Below are 17600 nucleotides of genomic sequence, written 5' to 3' on the forward strand. Positions count from 1 at the left end.
ACTCGAAGATTTATAGCGGAAAGCCTGTTCCCGCGCCAATTTGCCTCGCAGTTTTGAACAGGCTTTTGCGGTCTAAAGAGGGCAAAAGACAGCATTTGCCGGTCGCAAAAGACGAAAGGAGATCATGTATTTGCCAAATCGGAAACCGCGCATCACAATCATCAAAAAGCAAGCACTATATGGGGTTCTGGAGAGCCGATGACAAGCTCCGACCAATTGATCAACGCGTTCACGACGCTGCTCGTCACCATCGATCCTCCAGGCCTTGCGCCCCTCTTTCTCGGCCTCACTGTCGGCATGAGCCGGCCGGAGCGAAAACAGGTGGCGCTGCGTGGCACCACCATCGCCTTCATCATCCTTGCCGTCTTTGCGCTGTTCGGTTCCAGCGTGCTCGGCGTGCTCGGCATTTCGATCGGCGCCTTCAAGCTCGCCGGCGGATTGCTGCTTTTCTGGATCGCTTTCGAAATGGTGTTCGAACGGCGGCAGGACCGGAAGGAAAAAACCACGGAAGTGGCCATCACCAAAGATCATATCGAGAATATTGCCGTCTTCCCGCTGGCGCTGCCGCTGATTGCCGGGCCGGGAGCGATCTCGGCGACAATTCTACTTGGCGGCACCCTGCCCTCCACGGTCGAGCGCGCGCAACTGATCGGCGTCATTGCCGGCTGCCTGCTGATCACCCTGCTGGTGCTCTTCCTCGCCGACCGCCTGGATCGCTTCCTCGGCGTCACGGGCCGCGCGATCCTGACGCGCCTGCTCGGCGTCATCCTAGCGGCCCTCGCCGCGCAGTTCGTTGTGGACGGCGCCAAATCCGCCCTCAACCTGATCAGCGCCACGCCGGCATAAAAACGGCGCCTGAAGGCGCCGTCCTCGAACCAATCGAGCAGGATCGATCAAAACGGGATGTCATCGTCGAGGTCGCGCGAGAAGTTGCTACCACCGCTGTTGTTGCTGCTGCCGCCTCGACCACCACCGCTGCTGCGGCCACCGCCGGAGGACGAACCAGAGCCGTAATCGTCCCCATAGCCACCGCCGCCGAAATCATCGCCACCACGACCGCCGCCGAAGCCGGAACTTGCGCCGCCGCCTTCGCCACGCCCGTCGAGCATGGTGAGGGTCGAATTGAAGCCCTGCAGCACAATTTCCGTCGAATAACGGTCGTTGCCGTTCTGGTCCTGCCACTTGCGGGTCTGCAGCGCGCCTTCGATATAGAGCTTGGCACCCTTCTTTACATATTGCTCAACGACCTTGCAGAGGCCTTCGTTGAAGACGACGACGGTGTGCCATTCGGTCTTCTCGCGGCGCTCGCCGGAGTTGCGGTCGCGCCAGGTTTCCGAGGTCGCGATGCGGAGGTTGGCGATCGGCCGGCCATCCTGCGTGCGGCGGATTTCAGGGTCAGCACCCACGTTTCCGATCAGAATTACCTTGTTCACACTGCCAGCCATATCATTCACCTTACTGCCGCCCTGCCCGGCGACGTTCAAAATCATCGGCGCACCTTAAACCATAGAGGACTGGCGGTGCGTATCCAGGTCCTCTTAATCCACAAAGGAATTTTGTTCTTTATTTGTTCTAATTATCCGCTATGATCCTGTCAACAGAATCGAAAACCTTTGTTGTTCCGGACATTCAGCCTCGACTCGCCCGTTGGCATCACTAAATAAGGGCTGTTATTCCCCAAACGACTGAAGCAGAGACGATGAGCGAACTGAAGACGATCTCCATCCGCGGCGCGCGCGAGCATAATTTGAAGGGCATTGATCTCGATCTGCCGCGCAACAAGCTGATCGTCATGACCGGCCTGTCCGGTTCCGGCAAATCCTCGCTTGCCTTCGATACGATCTATGCCGAGGGACAGCGCCGCTACGTCGAGAGCCTTTCGGCCTATGCACGCCAGTTCCTGGAAATGATGCAGAAGCCCGATGTCGACCAGATCGACGGGCTTTCGCCGGCCATTTCGATCGAGCAGAAGACGACGTCACGTAACCCGCGCTCCACGGTCGGTACCGTCACCGAAATCTACGACTATATGCGACTGCTGTTTGCACGCGTCGGCGTTCCCTATTCGCCCGCCACCGGCCTGCCGATCGAAAGCCAGACGGTGAGCCAGATGGTCGACCGGGTACTCGCCTTCGAGGAAGGCACGCGCCTTTATATATTGGCGCCGATGATCCGTGGCCGTAAGGGCGAGTACAAGAAGGAACTGGCGGAGCTCATGAAAAAGGGCTTCCAGCGCGTCAAGGTGGACGGCCAGTTCTATGAAATCGCTGATGCACCCACGCTCGACAAGAAATACAAGCACGATATCGATGTCGTTATCGACCGTATCGTCGTGCGACCGGACATGGCCTCGCGCCTGGCCGACAGTTTCGAAACGGCGCTGAAGCTTGCGGACGGTCTTGCTGTTGCCGAGTTTGCCGACAAGCCACTGCCGGCGGAGGAAACCGCGGCCGGCGGATCGGCCAACAAATCGCTCAACGAAACGCATGAGCGCGTGTTGTTTTCGGAAAAATTCGCCTGCCCGGTCTCCGGCTTCACCATTCCGGAAATCGAGCCGCGGCTCTTCTCGTTCAACAATCCTTTCGGCGCCTGCCCGACCTGCGATGGTCTCGGCTCGCAGCAGAAGATCGATCCTGACCTGATCGTCCCCGAGCCGGAGCGCACGCTGCGCGACGGCGCTATTGCGCCATGGGCCAAGTCGACCTCGCCCTATTACAACCAGACACTCGAAGCGCTCGGCAAACATTTCGGCTTCAAGCTCGGCAGCCGCTGGAATGATCTCTCGGAAAAGGCCAAGGACGTCATCCTGAATGGCACCGAAGAAAAGATCGAATTCCACTATGCTGACGGCGCGCGGTCCTACACGACCTCGAAGAATTTCGAGGGGATTGTGCCCAATCTCGAGCGGCGCTGGAAGGAAACGGATTCCGCCTGGGCGCGCGAGGATATCGAGCGCTTCATGTCGGCAGCTCCCTGCCCGTCGTGCAATGGTTTTCGCCTCAAGCCAGAGGCGCTCGCGGTCAAGATCAACAGGCTGCATATCGGCGAAGTCACGCAGATGTCGATCCGCGTCGCTCGCGACTGGTTCGAGGCGCTGCCGGCCACCTTCAATGCCAAGCAGAACGAGATTGCTGTTCGCATTCTCAAGGAGATCCGCGACCGCCTGCGCTTCCTGAATGATGTCGGCCTGGAATATCTCAGCCTGTCGCGCAATTCCGGCACGCTGTCGGGCGGCGAGAGCCAGCGAATCCGTCTTGCCTCGCAGATCGGTTCCGGTCTGACGGGTGTCCTCTACGTGCTCGATGAACCGTCGATCGGCTTGCACCAGCGTGATAATACCCGGCTGCTCGATACGCTGAAGCACCTGCGCGATATCGGCAATACGGTCATCGTCGTCGAACACGACGAGGACGCGATTCTGACGGCTGACGATGTCGTTGATATCGGTCCTGCTGCCGGTGTGCATGGCGGTCAGGTGGTGGCGCATGGCACGCCACAGGAGATCATGGCCAATCCGAAGTCGCTCACCGGCAAATATCTGTCGGGCGAACTCGGCGTGGGACTGCCTGATGAGCGGCGCAAGCCGAAAAAGGGCAAGGAGATCAAGGTCGTCGGCGCCCGCGGCAATAATCTGAAGAATGTCACCGCAGCCATCCCGCTCGGTGTCTTCACAGCTGTGACCGGCGTATCCGGCGGCGGCAAGTCCACCTTCCTCATCGAAACGCTCTACAAGTCGGCCGCGCGCCGTGTCATGGGCGCGCGTGAAATCCCTGCCGATCATGACCGAATCGACGGCTTCGAGCATATCGACAAGGTGATCGACATCGACCAGTCGCCGATCGGCCGCACGCCGCGCTCCAACCCGGCGACCTATACCGGCGCCTTCACGCCGATCCGCGACTGGTTTGCCGGTCTGCCGGAGGCGAAGGCGCGCGGTTATCAGCCGGGCCGTTTCTCCTTCAACGTCAAGGGCGGCCGCTGTGAAGCCTGCCAGGGCGACGGTGTCATCAAGATCGAAATGCACTTCCTGCCCGATGTCTACGTCACCTGCGACGTCTGCCATGGCAAGCGCTATAACCGCGAAACGCTCGACGTCACCTTCAAGGGCAAGTCGATTTCCGACGTACTGGATATGACCGTCGAAGAAGGCGTCGAATTCTTTGCGGCGGTTCCGGCGGTGCGTGACAAGCTGCAATCGCTCTTCGATGTCGGCCTCGGCTATATCAAAGTTGGCCAGCAGGCCAATACGCTGTCGGGTGGCGAGGCGCAGCGCGTCAAGCTTGCCAAGGAATTGTCGAAGCGATCGACCGGCCGCACGCTTTATATCCTCGACGAGCCGACCACCGGTCTGCATTTCCATGACGTTGCCAAGCTTCTGGAAATGCTGCACGAACTGGTTAATCAGGGCAATTCGGTCGTTGTCATCGAGCACAATCTCGAGGTCATCAAGACCGCCGACTGGATCCTCGATTTCGGCCCCGAAGGCGGCGACGGCGGAGGAGAGATCGTAGCCGTCGGCACGCCCGAGACGATCGTCAAGGAGAAGCGCTCCTATACAGGCCAATTCCTCAAGGAATTGCTGGAGCGACGTCCGGTCAAGAAGACGGTCGCGGCGGCGGAATGACCATGCGGCTTGCCACGATTGCGGAATTGCCTGTGGTCGTGGCGCTGACGACGGCTGCCTATCAGCCTTATACTGACCTGTTTGGCTATCCGCCGATCCCGGTGACGGAAGATTATGCGCCGCGGATCGAGCGTAGCGAAGTCTGGCTGCGGGATGCCGGTGGCGCTGTGGCCGGGCTTTCGGTCATCGAGCGCCATACCGATCACGTGATGCTATTCAGCATCGCCGTCTCGCCTGAGTTTCAAAGAGCAGGACATGGCGTTGCGATGCTCACCTGGCTTGAAGACAAGGCGCGGGAATGGGCCGTGCCGGAGATCCAGCTTTACACCAATGCGCGGATGGAGCGGAACATCGCTCTCTATTCTGCTTTCGGTTTTAAGGAAACGGGTCGCCGGCCCAATCCCTATCGGCCAGGATGGACCATCGTCGATATGACGAAAAAGGTTGGCGCGACCTGAGGGATCGCAAGCGAGGAGGAACAGATGAGCAAATCGGGCACAATCCGCGTAGGCATTGGCGGCTGGACCTTCGAGCCGTGGCGCGGTCATTTCTTTCCTGACGACCTCAAGCAAAAGGACGAGCTGCACTATGCCAGCCGCCAGCTCAAAGTCATCGAGGTCAACGGCACCTATTACAGCACGCAGAAGCCCGCAGTCTTCGCCAAATGGGCTGCGGACGTGCCCGATGGCTTCATCTTTTCGCTGAAAGCAACGCGCTTCACCACGAACCGGCGCGTACTGGCCGAGGCCGGTGAATCGATGGAGAAATTTCTCTCCTCCGGCATCAGCGAACTCGGAGACCATCTCGGTCCCCTGCTCTGGCAATTCGCGCCGACGAAGAAATTCGATCCCGATGATTTCGAAGCCTTCCTGAAGCTGTTGCCGGAAAAGCAGGATGGGCTGAAGCTTCGCCACGTCGTGGAAGTCCGACACGATTCCTTCAAGGTGCCGGAATTCATCGCATTGCTCGAGAAATATGGCGTTGCGCCTGTCTGTGCCGAGCATTTCGATTATCCGATGATTGCCGATGTGACGGCTGATTTCGTCTACACACGTCTGCAGAAAGGATCGGATGATATTCCGACCTGCTACGCGGAACCGGAACTGAAGGACTGGGCAAAGCGCCTTGAAATCTGGGCCGAAGGCAAAGTGCCTGATGATCTGCCACTGATCGACAAGAACAGGAAGGTCAAGACCGAGCCGCGCGACGTCTTTGCCTTCATGATCCACGAAGGCAAAGTCAACGCGCCGCATGGGGCAATCGCGCTGCAGAAACTGATCGATAAATAATCTTTCAGAAGGGCAGGACGTGCGCGGCGAGCTCTTCCGCCGTCAGCCCTTTGCCGGCGCGATGCCCTGCCTCGCCATGCAACCAGACAGCAGCGGCCGCCGCCTCGAAGGCTGGCAGGCCTTGGGCGAGCAGGCCACCGATTATGCCCGCCAGCACGTCGCCGGAACCGGCGGTCGCCAGCCAGACCGGCGCGTTAGTGTTGATCAGCGCACGACCGTCCGGTGAGGCGATGACGGTATCGGCGCCCTTGCTAATGATCGTGGCATTGGAGCGGCGGGCAGCGGCCAGAGCCTTGTCCACCTTGCCTGCTTTCTTGTCGGCAGCGATATCGGGAAAGAGGCGTGCAAACTCGCCATCATGCGGTGTCAGCACGAGGCGTGGCTCTCCCTTGAATAGGTCGAACAGCGCTTCCGGATTCTCCTTGAAGGAGCTGATGCCATCGGCGTCGAGAACCAAATGGCGGTCACTCAGCAGTGACACGAATTTTCGGGCCTTCTTTCCAATGCCGAAACCGGGGCCGAGAACGAACGCCTGAAGGCGCGTATCTTCAAGCCACTTCTTCAATGCGGCTGCGTCATCAATGGCATGGAGCATGATTGCGGTCAGATGGGCGCTGTTGGCAGCGAGAGCCTCGGTCGGCGCGGCGATCGTCACCAGCCCTGCTCCTGCCTTCAGAGCAGCCATAGCAGACATGCGGGCAGCCCCCGTCTTGCTCGCTTCTCCCGAAAATACGACAAGGTGGCCGCGCTTGTATTTATGGGTTTCCAGTTGTTCCGCCGGCATGGCAGCGCGCCAGGCAGCTGGGGTGTTTTCTGCTACCAAGCCCCTCGTCTGCCCCCTGACGATACGGCCGGGAATGCCGATGTCGAAGACTTCAAGGGTACCGCAGAGTTCTCTGCCCGGCATCAGTAGATGGCCGGGCTTGCGGGTCATGAACGTCACCGTATGGGCAGCGCGGAAGGCGGCTCCGAGGATAATGCCGGTGCGTCCATCAAGGCCTGAGGGCAAGTCGATCGCGATGACCGGAACTCCTGCCTCATCTACCCTGCGGATCAGATCGGCCACATCCGGCGGCACCTCGCGCGCAAGGCCGGCGCCGAAGAGGCCGTCAATGACGATATCGCCCTGCCGCGGATCATAGTAGCCGAGATCCTGCCCCTTCACCGTAACGACCGCCCTCGCGCGCGCCGCGTCACCCTTTAATCTCTGCGGATCACCGAGATGGAAGATCTCCACCCGTGCGCCGCTTTCTTGCAGGAGCCTGGCGACGACATATCCATCGCCGCCATTGTTGCCAGGGCCGCAGAGCACGATAAAGCGTGAACCACCGGGATAAAGGCGCAGCGCCGCTGCCGCGGCCGCGCTACCTGCCTTCTCCATCAAGCCATAGGAATCGATGCCGGACCGCGCGGCAGCCTTATCGGCTGCGGCCATCTCGGCAGGTGTCAGGAGGAGATCGGAAAGACGTTCGCTCATGACTCCATTCAATTCAAAAAGAGCCTAAAAAACAACCGCATGATCGCAAAAACAGAAGGCTATATTTTATGCATTTGCCTATTTTTGCATCGAATCGAAGCGGCTGTCAGAAAATCGAATCCGGCAGCATTTTTTCAATTTTCGGATCATTTTTGCGAAAAACATCGCCTTGTTCACCTCGTTTTTTACTGAAACGACACCTAAACGTTGGCAAACAGGGCTCAGAGGATAAATTTCCGCGGTTTTTTGGCGGAGACGGATTTCAAACTGGCACGATATCTGCATCATATCCCGCGAGCGGGACAGTTCCTGCTATAACGGGAGAAGCGGAGAGACATTTTCTCATGAAAAAGATCGAAGCGATCATTAAGCCTTTCAAGCTGGACGAGGTGAAGGAAGCCCTTCAGGAAGTCGGCCTGCAGGGTATCACGGTCACGGAAGCGAAGGGCTTCGGTCGCCAGAAGGGCCATACCGAGCTTTACCGTGGCGCCGAATATGTCGTCGATTTCCTGCCGAAGGTGAAGGTCGAGGTCGTGCTCGCAGACGAGAATGCGGAGGCCGTCATCGACGCGATCCGCAAAGCCGCGCAGACAGGGCGCATCGGCGACGGAAAAATCTTCGTTTCCAACGTCGAAGAGGTTATCCGCATCCGCACCGGTGAAACCGGTATCGATGCCATCTGACCAGCTTTACCTTCCGGCAAAGCTCACCCAATCCTCATCGCACATATCGTAACGTCATCACAAAACAGAGGAAGCATTTCATGGCGAGTGCAAGCGAAATCCTGAAGCAGATCAAGGACAACGACGTAAAGTTCGTCGACCTGCGCTTCACCGATCCCAAGGGCAAGCTGCAGCACGTAACGATGGACGTAGCCTGCGTCGACGAAGACATGTTCGCCGACGGCGTCATGTTCGACGGTTCCTCGATCGGCGGCTGGAAGGCCATCAACGAGTCCGACATGGTGCTGATGCCCGACACCGAAACGGTGCACATGGACCCGTTCTTCGCTCAGTCGACCATGGTCATCGTTTGCGACATTCTCGATCCGGTTTCCGGCGAAGCCTATAACCGCGACCCGCGCGGCACCGCCAAGAAGGCCGAGGCCTATCTGAAGGCATCCGGCATCGGCGACACGGTCTTCGTCGGCCCGGAAGCCGAGTTCTTCGTTTTCGACGACGTCAAATACAAGGCTGACCCCTACAATACGGGCTTCAAGCTGGACTCCACCGAACTGCCCTCCAACGACGACACCGATTACGAAACCGGCAACCTCGGCCACCGTCCGCGCGTCAAGGGCGGCTACTTCCCGGTCCCCCCCGTCGATAGTGCCCAGGACATGCGTTCTGAAATGCTGACGGTTCTTTCCGAAATGGGCGTCGTCGTCGAAAAACACCATCATGAAGTGGCTGCTGCCCAGCATGAGCTCGGCATCAAGTTCGACACGCTCGTTCGCAACGCCGACAAGATGCAGATCTACAAGTATGTCGTTCACCAGGTCGCCAATGCCTATGGCAAGACGGCAACCTTCATGCCGAAGCCGATCTTCGGCGATAATGGTTCGGGCATGCACGTGCACCAGTCGATCTGGAAGGGCGGCAAGCCGACCTTCGCCGGCGACGAATATGCAGGCCTTTCCGAAACCTGCCTCTACTATATCGGCGGCATTATCAAACATGCAAAGGCAATCAATGCCTTCACCAATCCGTCGACCAACTCCTACAAGCGTCTCGTCCCGGGCTACGAAGCACCGGTTCTGCTTGCCTATTCGGCCCGTAACCGCTCTGCCTCCTGCCGCATACCGTTCGGCTCCAACCCGAAGGCAAAGCGCGTCGAAGTCCGCTTCCCGGATCCGACCGCTAACCCCTATCTCGCTTTCGCCGCGATGCTGATGGCCGGTCTCGACGGCATCAAGAACAAGATCCATCCCGGTAAGGCCATGGACAAGGATCTTTACGATCTGCCACCGAAGGAACTGAAGAAGATCCCGACCGTCTGCGGAAGCTTGCGCGAAGCGCTCGAAAGCCTCGACAAGGACCGCAAGTTCCTGACGGCCGGCGGCGTCTTCGACGACGATCAGATTGATGCCTTCATCGAGCTGAAGATGGCTGAGGTGATGCGCTTCGAGATGACGCCGCATCCTGTCGAATACGACATGTACTACTCGGCATAAGACAACAAGAAGAGCCCTGGTTCGCCGGGGCTTTTTCGATCCGAAGGTCATAAAGCCCCACGGGCACATGTGACAGTCATGTGACGAAAACCCGCAAAAATCTTGATTTAGGCGGGACCGATCACCAAATCAGGTGAGAAAGGAAGTCGTACCATGAAAGAAAGAGTTGCAAAGTTCAGTATAGGCGAAGTGGTCCGGCACAAGGTTTTTCCGTTTCGCGGCGTCATCTTCGACGTAGATCCGGAGTTTGCGAATACGGAAGAATGGTGGAATTCCATTCCCGCGGAAGTCCGCCCCAGCAAGGATCAGCCGTTCTACCATCTGCTTGCCGAAAACGATGACAGCGAATATGTCGCCTACGTTTCCGAGCAGAATCTGGTGAGCGACGAAAGCGACACACCGCTTCGCAATCCGCAGGTCGAGCAGATCTTCGACCGCAGCCCGACGGGCCAGTTTAAACCCAAGATGAGCTTCGCCCACTAAGTCGGATCATATAACCTCCATGACAAGGCCCCGCATGTCGGGGCCTTTTTCATTTGGCAATAAAAAACCCGGCTCAAAGCCGGGCTTTCATGAATTCATCAAAGGCTCCTATTACTGGGCCTTAGCTGCCTTCTGCGCGTCTTCCAGCTTCTTGCGGGCTTCCTCAGCCTTCTTCTGCATGCTGTCCTGCAGGCTGCGCTGGCTTTCGGCGAGCTTCGATTCGGAAACCGGTTCACCATCATAAGCGCCGGTGAAGCCTTCGAGTGAAACCTTGATCGGGTTCGGAGCGCGGCGGAAATTGATCGAGGTGAAGACTACATCGCTGCCCTTCTTGAGGCTGGCGATCATGGCATCCGTCAGCGGGATTTCAGCTGTGCACTTGTCCGGCAGGCAGACAGCGTAGTCGAGCTTCTGGCCCTTGCCGCCATCGATCTGCATGCTGATGCCTGGAGGGATCAGGCGCGCGGCCGGAACTGAAACCTGGAGAATCTTGCGGTTGATCTTGCCGGAAACCGAGATCAGGCCAACAGCCGTAACGAGTTGGCCGCCATTGGCGAGAATCAGGTTCTGAACAACGCAGATGTCGTTGTCTTCCTGCTTGCTGCAGGTTTTGTACCAGCCGAGACGCGGGGCACCCACGGCCTGTGCGGGAGCGTCAGCCGACGCCGCCGGAGCCTGGGCGGCCGCATCCTGTGCAAAGGACGAGACCGGAGCCGAAGCGCCGAAGATCACTGCCATAACGGACAGTGCTGCCCGCATTTTCTTTTCAGACTTGAACATCATAACGAATTCCGTCTCCTGATATCCGTTGCGGGGCTACGTTCGGCCCCAACCACCGGGTTCGTTCGGCACTTCACCTCATGGAAAATTAAGGCAAATGCATGACCCCAAAAACTTCGGGTCACGTGTTACATCGCACCGTTGAAGATATCCAGCATTTCTTTGGCAATTTCGGGGGCATTTTGGCACATAGGTAAAGAAAGCGGCGGCTGCGGTTGGAATCGAGCTGTCACATGCTACCCTGCCGGCGAATCGTGCCCATTGCCGCGCATCAAGGAATTTCAGCAATGCTCCGGATCGCCCTTCTCGCCGCTTTCACGCTGATCAGCGGTGCCGCCGCAGCAGAACCCGTTCATGGCATCGCCATGCACGGTTCACCGGCACTGCCCGCCGACTACAAGCACTTCCCTTACGTCAATCCTGATGTGAAGAAGGGCGGAAAGGTCAACTATGGCGTGGTCGGCACGTTCGACAATCTGAATCCCTTCATCATCAAAAGCAACCGAACGACGGCGCGCGGCATGTGGGATCCGCAGTTCGGCAATCTGGTCTATGAGGCGCTGCTGCAGCGTTCCAGCGACGAGCCCTTCACACTCTATGGGTTGCTGGCAGAGACGGTGGAATGGGACGAGGACCGGACGTTCGTTCAGTTCAATCTCAACCCCAAGGCCAGGTGGTCGGATGGACAGCCTGTAACGCCCGAGGACGTGATCTTCTCGTTCGAGCTATTGCGCGACAAGGGTCGTCCGCCGTATTCCAAACGCCTCGATCTCGTTTCAAAGATGGAGAAGGTCGGCGAACATGGCGTGCGCTTCACCTTCAACGAGAAGGCCGATCGCGAGACACCGCTGATCTTCGGCCTGTTTCCCGTGCTGCCGAAGCATGCGATCGATGCCGATACCTTCGACCGCACGACGTTGACGCCGCCTGTTGGATCCGGCCCTTACAAAGTGAAGAGCCTCAAGCCTGGCGAGAGCATCACCTATGAGCGTGACCCTAATTATTGGGGCAAAGACATTCCGTCCAAGGTGGGCATGGATAATTACGACCAGATCAGCGTGCAATATTTCCTGCAGGATACGACTCTGTTCGAGTCCTTCAAGAAAGGCGACATCGATATCTATCTCGACGGCAATCCCGGGCACTGGGCCAATGCCTATGATTTCCCTGCCGCTACGTCAGGCGCGATCGTGAAGGATTCGTTCGAGCCAAAACTACCGAGCGGCATGCTGGGCTTCGTCTTCAATACGCGGCGACCGATCTTTGCCGATATCAAGGTGCGTGAAGGCTTGTCGCTGGTTTTCGATTTCGAGTGGGCCAACAAGAACCTCTACTCCGGCGCCTATAAGCGTACGCAGAGCTTCTGGCAGAATTCCGATCTTTCGAGCTTCGGGGTGCCGGCAGATGCGCGCGAGCTGGAACTGCTCGGCCCCATCAAGGATCACATCGACCCTGCCATTCTCAATGGCAGCTACAAGCTGCCGGAAACCGACGGCTCGGGACGCGACCGCAAGGTCTTGAAGCAGGCCGTCGATCTTCTGAAACAGGCGGGATACACGATCCAGGGCGGCAAGATGGCGGATGCGAGCGGCAAGCAGCTTGCCTTCGAGATCATGACGCAAAACCCGGATCAGGAAAAACTCGCCGTTGCCTACCAGCGCTCGCTGCAGACAATCGGCGTTGCCGCCTCCATCCGAACCGTCGACGATTCGCAGTACCAGAGTCGAACGAACAGTTTCGACTACGATATGATCATGAAGGCCTACACCTCGTCGCTGTCGCCGGGCGCCGAACAGATCGGTCGCTGGTCCTCCGCCAACCGGTCGGTTCAGGGTTCGGACAGCTTCGCCGGGGCCAACGATCCCAACATCGATACGCTGATCGATCACCTGCTGCGGGCACGCTCGACCGAGGATTTCACAGCCTCGGTGCGCTCTTATGACCGGCTGCTGATCTCCAATCACTATGTGCTGCCGCTCTACCACATCGATCAGCAGTGGGTGGCGCGCAACAAACGTATCGGCCGTCCCGACGTGATGCCGCTCTATGGCTACCAGCTGCAGACCTGGTGGGATACGAGCGCGCAATAGGGCATCATTCGACGCCTGGTTCTATTTCCTTCCTCTTGCCTCGACCTTCCTCTAAAGATGTCGAAAACATCCTCTACGAGATTGGGCCGGCCGTCATCGAAAGCCGGCGGAAGAAGGAAACAGCAATGGAACGGATCACCATCGACGTTGTGTCAGACGTCGTCTGCCCCTGGTGCTATCTCGGCAAGGCACGGCTGGAGCTGGCGATCGCCGAGGTGCAGGATGAAGTCGGAGTCGATATCAACTGGCGCCCCTATCGCCTCAACCCGGACTATCCGCCCGAAGGCGTCGACCAGAAGAAGATGCTGGAACAGAAGCTCGGTGGTGCTGAACGCGTGGCGGAAGCACACAAGATGCTGACCGAATACGGCCGCGAGGTCGGTATCGCCTTCAATTTCGAAGCTATCAAGATCGGCCCGAACACGCTTGATGCGCATCGACTGATTCATTGGGCTGTCATTGAAGACAGACAAAAGCAGGAAGCCGTTGTCTCTGCGCTGTTCAAAGCGAATTTTGAGGAAGGCCGCAATGTCGGCGACCACGAAGTGCTGCTCGATATTGCTGAGAAGGCTGGTCTGCAGCGCCAGGTCATTGCCGCCCTGCTCGCCTCCGATGCCGATAGCAGCGTCATTCTTTCGGAAATCGATGCGGCGCAGCGCATGGGCGTGAACGGCGTGCCGTTCTTCATCTTCGACCAGCAATATGCCGTCAGTGGCGCGCAGACGCCGGACGTGCTTGCAGGCGCATTGCGTGAAATCGCCAAGGCAAAGGCCGAAGCACGCGCCGGCATGAACTGACTCTAGCGCGATAAAGAGACGCGAGTTAGGGGCAGCCTGGAGAAGCCGGGCTGCCCTTAGCTTTTTGCAAGCTCCGCAAGCTGAGTCATGATGACGGCCGCGCCCTGCAGGCGCTTTTCCGGGGTCGGCAGGTCACGCGTCAGAAATAGGCTATGGTCGGAGCGGATTTTCGCCATCGTGCCCTGCTTGCCAATATAGCCAACCAGATTGGCCGGGTTCGGGAATTCCTTGTTGCGGAACTGCACGACAACGCCCTTCGGGCCGGCATCGAGCTTTTCGACATTGGCGGTGCGGCAGAGCGACTTGATGTAGACGATCTTCAGCAGGTGCTGCACTTCTGATGGCATTGGCCCGAAACGGTCGATCATCTCAGCGCCGAAGCTGTCGATTTCCTTGAGATCGGTGAGTTCGCCGAGGCGGCGATAGAGCGCCATGCGCAGATGCAGATCCGGCACGTAATCATCGGGAATCATGACCGGTGTGCCGACGGAGATCTGCGGCGACCAGCCGGTATCGGCGATCTCGTCGACACCCTTCACCTCGGCAACGGCCTCTTCCAGCATCTGCTGGTAAAGCTCGAAGCCGACTTCCTTGATATGGCCGGACTGTTCCTCCCCGAGCAGATTGCCGGCGCCGCGGATATCGAGGTCGTGGCTTGCCAGCTGGAAGCCGGCGCCGAGCGTGTCCAGCGACTGCAGCACCTTGAGGCGGCGCTCGGCAGTCGCCGTCAACACCTTGTTGACCGGCAGAGTGAAGAGCGCGAAGGCACGCACCTTGGAACGGCCGACGCGACCGCGCAGCTGATAGAGTTGGGCAAGACCGAACATATCGGCGCGATGAACAATCAACGTGTTGGCGGTCGGCACGTCGAGGCCGGATTCGACGATGGTGGTTGAGAGCAGCACGTCATAGCGGCCTTCGTAGAAGGCGTTCATGATGTCTTCCAGTTCGCCGGCCGGCATCTGGCCGTGGGCGACGGCAACCTTCAGTTCCGGCACGTCGGACTGCAGGAAGGCATGCACATCGGCAAGATCGGCAAGACGCGGGCAGACATAGAAGCTCTGGCCGCCACGATAGTGCTCGCGCATCAGCGTTTCGCGGATGACGAGACTGTCGAAGGGCGAAATGAAGGTGCGCACCGCCATGCGATCAACCGGGGGCGTGGTGATGAGCGAAAGCTCGCGCACCCCGGTCATGGCAAGCTGCAGCGTGCGCGGGATCGGCGTTGCCGAGAGGGTCAGAACGTGTACGTCGCTCTTCAACTCCTTCAGCCGTTCCTTGTGCTTGACACCGAAATGCTGCTCCTCGTCGATGATCAGCAGGCCGAGATTGGCGAACTTGATGCCTGCGCCGAGCAATGCGTGGGTACCGACGACGATATCTGTCTTGCCTTCGGCTACTTCCTTCTTCGTCAGCGCCAGCTCTTTGGAGCCAACAAGGCGCGAGGCCTGCTGGATGCGGACCGGCAGACCGCGGAAGCGCTCGGAAAATGTCTTGAAATGCTGGCGGGAGAGCAGTGTGGTCGGAACGACGACGGCGACCTGTACGCCGTTCATCGCCGCCACGAAGGCGGCGCGCAATGCGACCTCGGTCTTGCCGAAGCCGACGTCACCGCAGACGAGGCGGTCCATCGGGCGACCGGCGCCAAGATCGCCGCGCACAGCCTCGATGGCATTTTCCTGATCTTCCGTTTCGTCATAGGGGAACCGGGCGGCGAACTCGTCATAGAGCCCTTCCGGGGTCGTCAGAACAGGCGCATGGCGCGTCAGGCGTTCGGCAGCGATGCGTATCAGCGCATCGGCCATATCCAGCAGCCGCTTCTTGAGCTTGGCCTTGCGCATCTGCCATGCGCCGCCACCGAGCTTATCGAGAGGAACCTCGGTGCTTTCGCCACCGAAACGCGAGAGCAGATCGATGTTTTCGACCGGCAGGAAGAGTTTTGCGTCATCGGCATATTGCAGCTCGAGGCAGGCGTGCGGAGCGCCCGCGGCCTCAATGGTGCGCAGGCCGACGAAACGGCCGATGCCATGTTCGGCGTGGACGACGATCGAGCCTTCATCGAGGCCGGAAACTTCTGAGATGAAGTCAGCCGCGCGCTTCCTGCGGCGAGAGCGGCGCACCATGCGGTCGCCGAGAATGTCCTGCTCGCCGATGACGATCAGATCGCCGGTTTCGAAACCGGATTCGAGGCTGAGCACTGCCGCCGCCACCTCGCCCTTCGCAAGCCCTGCGATATCTTTAAGCGCTGCGATTGGCTTGACCCGATCGAGACCATGTTCGTTCAGCACCTGCAGCAGGCGTTCCAGCGATCCCTCGGTCCAGGCGGTGATAACAACTTTTGCGCCGCTGGCGCGCCGGTCGGCTACGTGCTTGACGACAACATCGAAGACGTTGATCCGCTCAACATCGCCGCCGCTCTCTACATTGGAACGCGCCCAGCGCTGGCCCTGACGTGCATCAATATTGACGACGCGGCGAGCTTCCCCTTCATGCTCGTTGAAGGGCGACACGCGGATGACATTGATCGCATCCAACGTGCGCGCGAAGGTCTTGCTATCGAGATAAAGCTGGCCTGGCGTAACAGGCTTATAGGGTGTGCCCTGCGCCATCTGGCCCTTGCCCTGCTGCTGGCCGGAATTCAGGCGGGCATCGTAATAGTCGTAGACGAGTTTGGAGCGCTCTTCAGCCGCTTCGCGCACCGTATGATCGGTAACGATGCGGAAGCCGGAGAGGTAGTCAAACACCGTATCCAGCTTCTCGTAAAAAAGCGGCAGCCAGTGTTCCATGCCTGGATATCGGCGGCCCTCGGAGACGGCGAGGTAAAGCGCGTCATCGCGCGTGGCTGCACCGAAGGTGGAGAGGTAATTCTTGCGGAAACGGCTGATCGTATCCGGTGTCAGCGTTACCTCGCTCATCGGATTGAGGTCGAGGGAGCGCACCTGCCCGGTGGTGCGTTGGCTCGCCGGATCGAAGCTGCGGATGCTTTCCAGCGTATCACCGAAGAAATCGAGGCGGACCGGCTCCTCTGAACCGGGCACGAAGACATCGAGAATGCCGCCGCGCACGGCATATTCGCCGACTTCGCGCACGGTTGCGACGCGCTCGAAGCCGTTGCGCTCGAGCCGGCCGGCAATATCGTCCATACGCACCTGATTGCCAGGGCGCGCAGAGAATGCCAGACTTTCGATAATATCCTGCGGCGCCACCTTCTGCAGCATTGCATTGACCGTGACCAGAACAATCGCCGCGTGCGGCTTCTTGTGATGGGCGATCAGGCCGGAAAGGGCGGCGAGACGGCGTGCAGAGGTATCAGCGCTCGGCGAGACGCGGTCATAGGGAAGACAGTCCCAGGCAGGCAGCGTCAGAACTGGGATATCGGGCGCTATGAAGCCCAACATCTGTTCCAGATCGGCCATGCGTTGGCCATCTGACAGCACATAAGCGACCGGTTCGCCGTTGCGGGCGAGCTCGGCAAGCAGCAGTGGCTCCATGCCCGCAGGCACGTTGCCGATCGTCAGCGGCTCAGCGGCGGCTGCAAGCTTCCTAGCATCAAATCCAGGGATCATTCCGGCTTCCTGGGCAGGTCGAAATCAGGCTTGTAGGCGGTGATGCGGGCAAACATGGGTGTCTGTAAATGCTCGGGCGTCGGCCAGGTTCCCATGATCCAGCGCACCAGGTCGTTATCCTCTTCGGCCATGATCCTCTCGAACTCATCAAGCTCAGCCTCGCTCATGGAGGGAAGTTCGTTCTCCGCGAATTGACCGAAGACAAGGTCCATCTCTCTGATGCCGCGATGCCAGCAGCGGAAAAGGATCCGGCGGCGGCGGGGGTCGAGACCGGCGCTCGTGAGTGTTACACCTGTCATGGCATCACCTTCCTTGTTGATG

At 58.9% G+C, this 17600-nt stretch carries 14 protein-coding genes; 9 read left to right on the forward strand and 5 right to left on the reverse strand.

Going from position 1 to position 17600, the window contains the following annotated elements; translation table 11 throughout:
- The first annotated feature begins 198 nt into the window (after positions 1–198).
- Positions 199–846 (forward strand): MarC family protein, encoded by a 648-nt coding sequence (locus tag FHX08_RS07975; protein WP_132651478.1) that lies wholly within the window; start codon positions 199–201, stop codon positions 844–846.
- A gap of 47 nt (positions 847–893) precedes the next feature.
- On the opposite strand, the gene FHX08_RS07980 is transcribed toward FHX08_RS07975, so the two are convergent.
- Positions 894–1445: a single-stranded DNA-binding protein gene (locus tag FHX08_RS07980; protein WP_132651477.1), complete on the reverse strand. Its 552-nt coding sequence runs from the start codon at positions 1443–1445 to the stop codon at positions 894–896.
- 254 nt (positions 1446–1699) lie between these two features.
- Here FHX08_RS07980 and uvrA point away from each other — a divergent pair, with 254 nt between their 5' ends.
- From uvrA to FHX08_RS07995, 3 genes are read left to right on the forward strand one after another with little or no spacing between them, the layout of a single operon-like run.
- Complete coding sequence (gene uvrA / locus FHX08_RS07985; RefSeq protein ID WP_184327073.1) at positions 1700–4624, forward strand: excinuclease ABC subunit UvrA; 2925 nt, start codon at positions 1700–1702, stop codon at positions 4622–4624.
- The gene (locus FHX08_RS07990) at positions 4621–5082 is read left to right on the forward strand and encodes a GNAT family N-acetyltransferase (protein WP_132651475.1); all 462 of its coding nucleotides are present in this window, start codon (positions 4621–4623) and stop codon (positions 5080–5082) included. The genes uvrA and FHX08_RS07990 overlap by 4 nt, the downstream gene beginning before the upstream one ends.
- A gap of 24 nt (positions 5083–5106) precedes the next feature.
- Positions 5107–5913 carry a DUF72 domain-containing protein gene (locus tag FHX08_RS07995; RefSeq protein ID WP_132651474.1) on the forward strand — a complete coding sequence of 269 codons (807 nt, stop codon included), beginning with the start codon at positions 5107–5109 and terminating at the stop codon, positions 5911–5913.
- A 4-nt stretch (positions 5914–5917) separates the two neighbouring features.
- On the opposite strand, the gene FHX08_RS08000 is transcribed toward FHX08_RS07995, so the two are convergent.
- Positions 5918–7390 (reverse strand): NAD(P)H-hydrate dehydratase, encoded by a 1473-nt coding sequence (locus FHX08_RS08000; RefSeq protein ID WP_132651473.1) that lies wholly within the window; start codon positions 7388–7390, stop codon positions 5918–5920.
- Positions 7391–7734: 344 nt separating this feature from the next.
- Between FHX08_RS08000 and FHX08_RS08005 the strand changes: the two genes are divergently transcribed.
- The 3 genes from FHX08_RS08005 to hspQ all read left to right on the forward strand — a co-directional run bounded on the left by FHX08_RS08005 (position 7735) and on the right by hspQ (position 10046).
- The gene (locus FHX08_RS08005) at positions 7735–8073 is read left to right on the forward strand and encodes a P-II family nitrogen regulator (protein ID WP_003539626.1); all 339 of its coding nucleotides are present in this window, start codon (positions 7735–7737) and stop codon (positions 8071–8073) included.
- An 80-nt stretch (positions 8074–8153) separates the two neighbouring features.
- Positions 8154–9563, forward strand: a complete 1410-nt coding sequence (gene glnA / locus FHX08_RS08010; protein ID WP_184327074.1) for a type I glutamate--ammonia ligase — start codon at positions 8154–8156, stop codon at positions 9561–9563.
- A gap of 153 nt (positions 9564–9716) precedes the next feature.
- Positions 9717–10046: a heat shock protein HspQ gene (hspQ, locus tag FHX08_RS08015; RefSeq protein WP_132651471.1), complete on the forward strand. Its 330-nt coding sequence runs from the start codon at positions 9717–9719 to the stop codon at positions 10044–10046.
- Positions 10047–10157: 111 nt separating this feature from the next.
- Here hspQ and FHX08_RS08020 read toward each other — a convergent pair whose 3' ends face one another.
- Positions 10158–10829 (reverse strand): invasion associated locus B family protein, encoded by a 672-nt coding sequence (locus FHX08_RS08020; RefSeq protein ID WP_132651470.1) that lies wholly within the window; start codon positions 10827–10829, stop codon positions 10158–10160.
- A gap of 284 nt (positions 10830–11113) precedes the next feature.
- Here FHX08_RS08020 and FHX08_RS08025 point away from each other — a divergent pair, with 284 nt between their 5' ends.
- Together FHX08_RS08025 and FHX08_RS08030 are read left to right on the forward strand one after the other, a co-directional pair.
- A complete protein-coding gene (locus FHX08_RS08025) occupies positions 11114–12916 on the forward strand; it encodes an extracellular solute-binding protein (protein ID WP_132651469.1) in 1803 nt (600 codons plus the stop codon).
- A 125-nt stretch (positions 12917–13041) separates the two neighbouring features.
- Positions 13042–13713: a DsbA family oxidoreductase gene (locus FHX08_RS08030; RefSeq protein WP_132651468.1), complete on the forward strand. Its 672-nt coding sequence runs from the start codon at positions 13042–13044 to the stop codon at positions 13711–13713.
- Between the two features lie 56 nt (positions 13714–13769).
- Here the strand turns inward: FHX08_RS08030 and mfd are convergent, their stop codons facing one another.
- Positions 13770–17279 carry a transcription-repair coupling factor gene (gene mfd / locus FHX08_RS08035; protein WP_132651467.1) on the reverse strand — a complete coding sequence of 1170 codons (3510 nt, stop codon included), beginning with the start codon at positions 17277–17279 and terminating at the stop codon, positions 13770–13772.
- Entirely contained in the window at positions 17276–17578 is a 303-nt protein-coding gene (locus FHX08_RS08040) for a succinate dehydrogenase assembly factor 2 (protein WP_132651466.1), read from the reverse strand. Before FHX08_RS08040 ends, mfd begins: the two co-directional genes overlap by 4 nt.
- Positions 17579–17600: the final 22 nt, after the last annotated feature.

Origin of the sequence: Rhizobium sp. BK529 (genome assembly GCF_014194105.1) — a bacterium.
Classification (GTDB): domain Bacteria; phylum Pseudomonadota; class Alphaproteobacteria; order Rhizobiales; family Rhizobiaceae; genus Rhizobium.

What these genes read in the sequence shown, in the direction of transcription:
- FHX08_RS07975 (WP_132651478.1), top strand. Translation starts at nt 199, where the DNA reads ATGACAAGCTCCGACCAATTGATCAACGCGTTCACGACGCTGCTCGTC.
- FHX08_RS07980 (WP_132651477.1), bottom strand. Translation starts at nt 1,445, where the DNA reads ATGGCTGGCAGTGTGAACAAGGTAATTCTGATCGGAAACGTGGGTGCT.
- uvrA (WP_184327073.1), top strand. Translation starts at nt 1,700, where the DNA reads ATGAGCGAACTGAAGACGATCTCCATCCGCGGCGCGCGCGAGCATAAT.
- FHX08_RS07990 (WP_132651475.1), top strand. Translation starts at nt 4,621, where the DNA reads ATGACCATGCGGCTTGCCACGATTGCGGAATTGCCTGTGGTCGTGGCG.
- FHX08_RS07995 (WP_132651474.1), top strand. Translation starts at nt 5,107, where the DNA reads ATGAGCAAATCGGGCACAATCCGCGTAGGCATTGGCGGCTGGACCTTC.
- FHX08_RS08000 (WP_132651473.1), bottom strand. Translation starts at nt 7,390, where the DNA reads ATGAGCGAACGTCTTTCCGATCTCCTCCTGACACCTGCCGAGATGGCC.
- FHX08_RS08005 (WP_003539626.1), top strand. Translation starts at nt 7,735, where the DNA reads ATGAAAAAGATCGAAGCGATCATTAAGCCTTTCAAGCTGGACGAGGTG.
- glnA (WP_184327074.1), top strand. Translation starts at nt 8,154, where the DNA reads ATGGCGAGTGCAAGCGAAATCCTGAAGCAGATCAAGGACAACGACGTA.
- hspQ (WP_132651471.1), top strand. Translation starts at nt 9,717, where the DNA reads ATGAAAGAAAGAGTTGCAAAGTTCAGTATAGGCGAAGTGGTCCGGCAC.
- FHX08_RS08020 (WP_132651470.1), bottom strand. Translation starts at nt 10,829, where the DNA reads ATGATGTTCAAGTCTGAAAAGAAAATGCGGGCAGCACTGTCCGTTATG.
- FHX08_RS08025 (WP_132651469.1), top strand. Translation starts at nt 11,114, where the DNA reads ATGCTCCGGATCGCCCTTCTCGCCGCTTTCACGCTGATCAGCGGTGCC.
- FHX08_RS08030 (WP_132651468.1), top strand. Translation starts at nt 13,042, where the DNA reads ATGGAACGGATCACCATCGACGTTGTGTCAGACGTCGTCTGCCCCTGG.
- mfd (WP_132651467.1), bottom strand. Translation starts at nt 17,279, where the DNA reads ATGATCCCTGGATTTGATGCTAGGAAGCTTGCAGCCGCCGCTGAGCCG.
- FHX08_RS08040 (WP_132651466.1), bottom strand. Translation starts at nt 17,578, where the DNA reads ATGACAGGTGTAACACTCACGAGCGCCGGTCTCGACCCCCGCCGCCGC.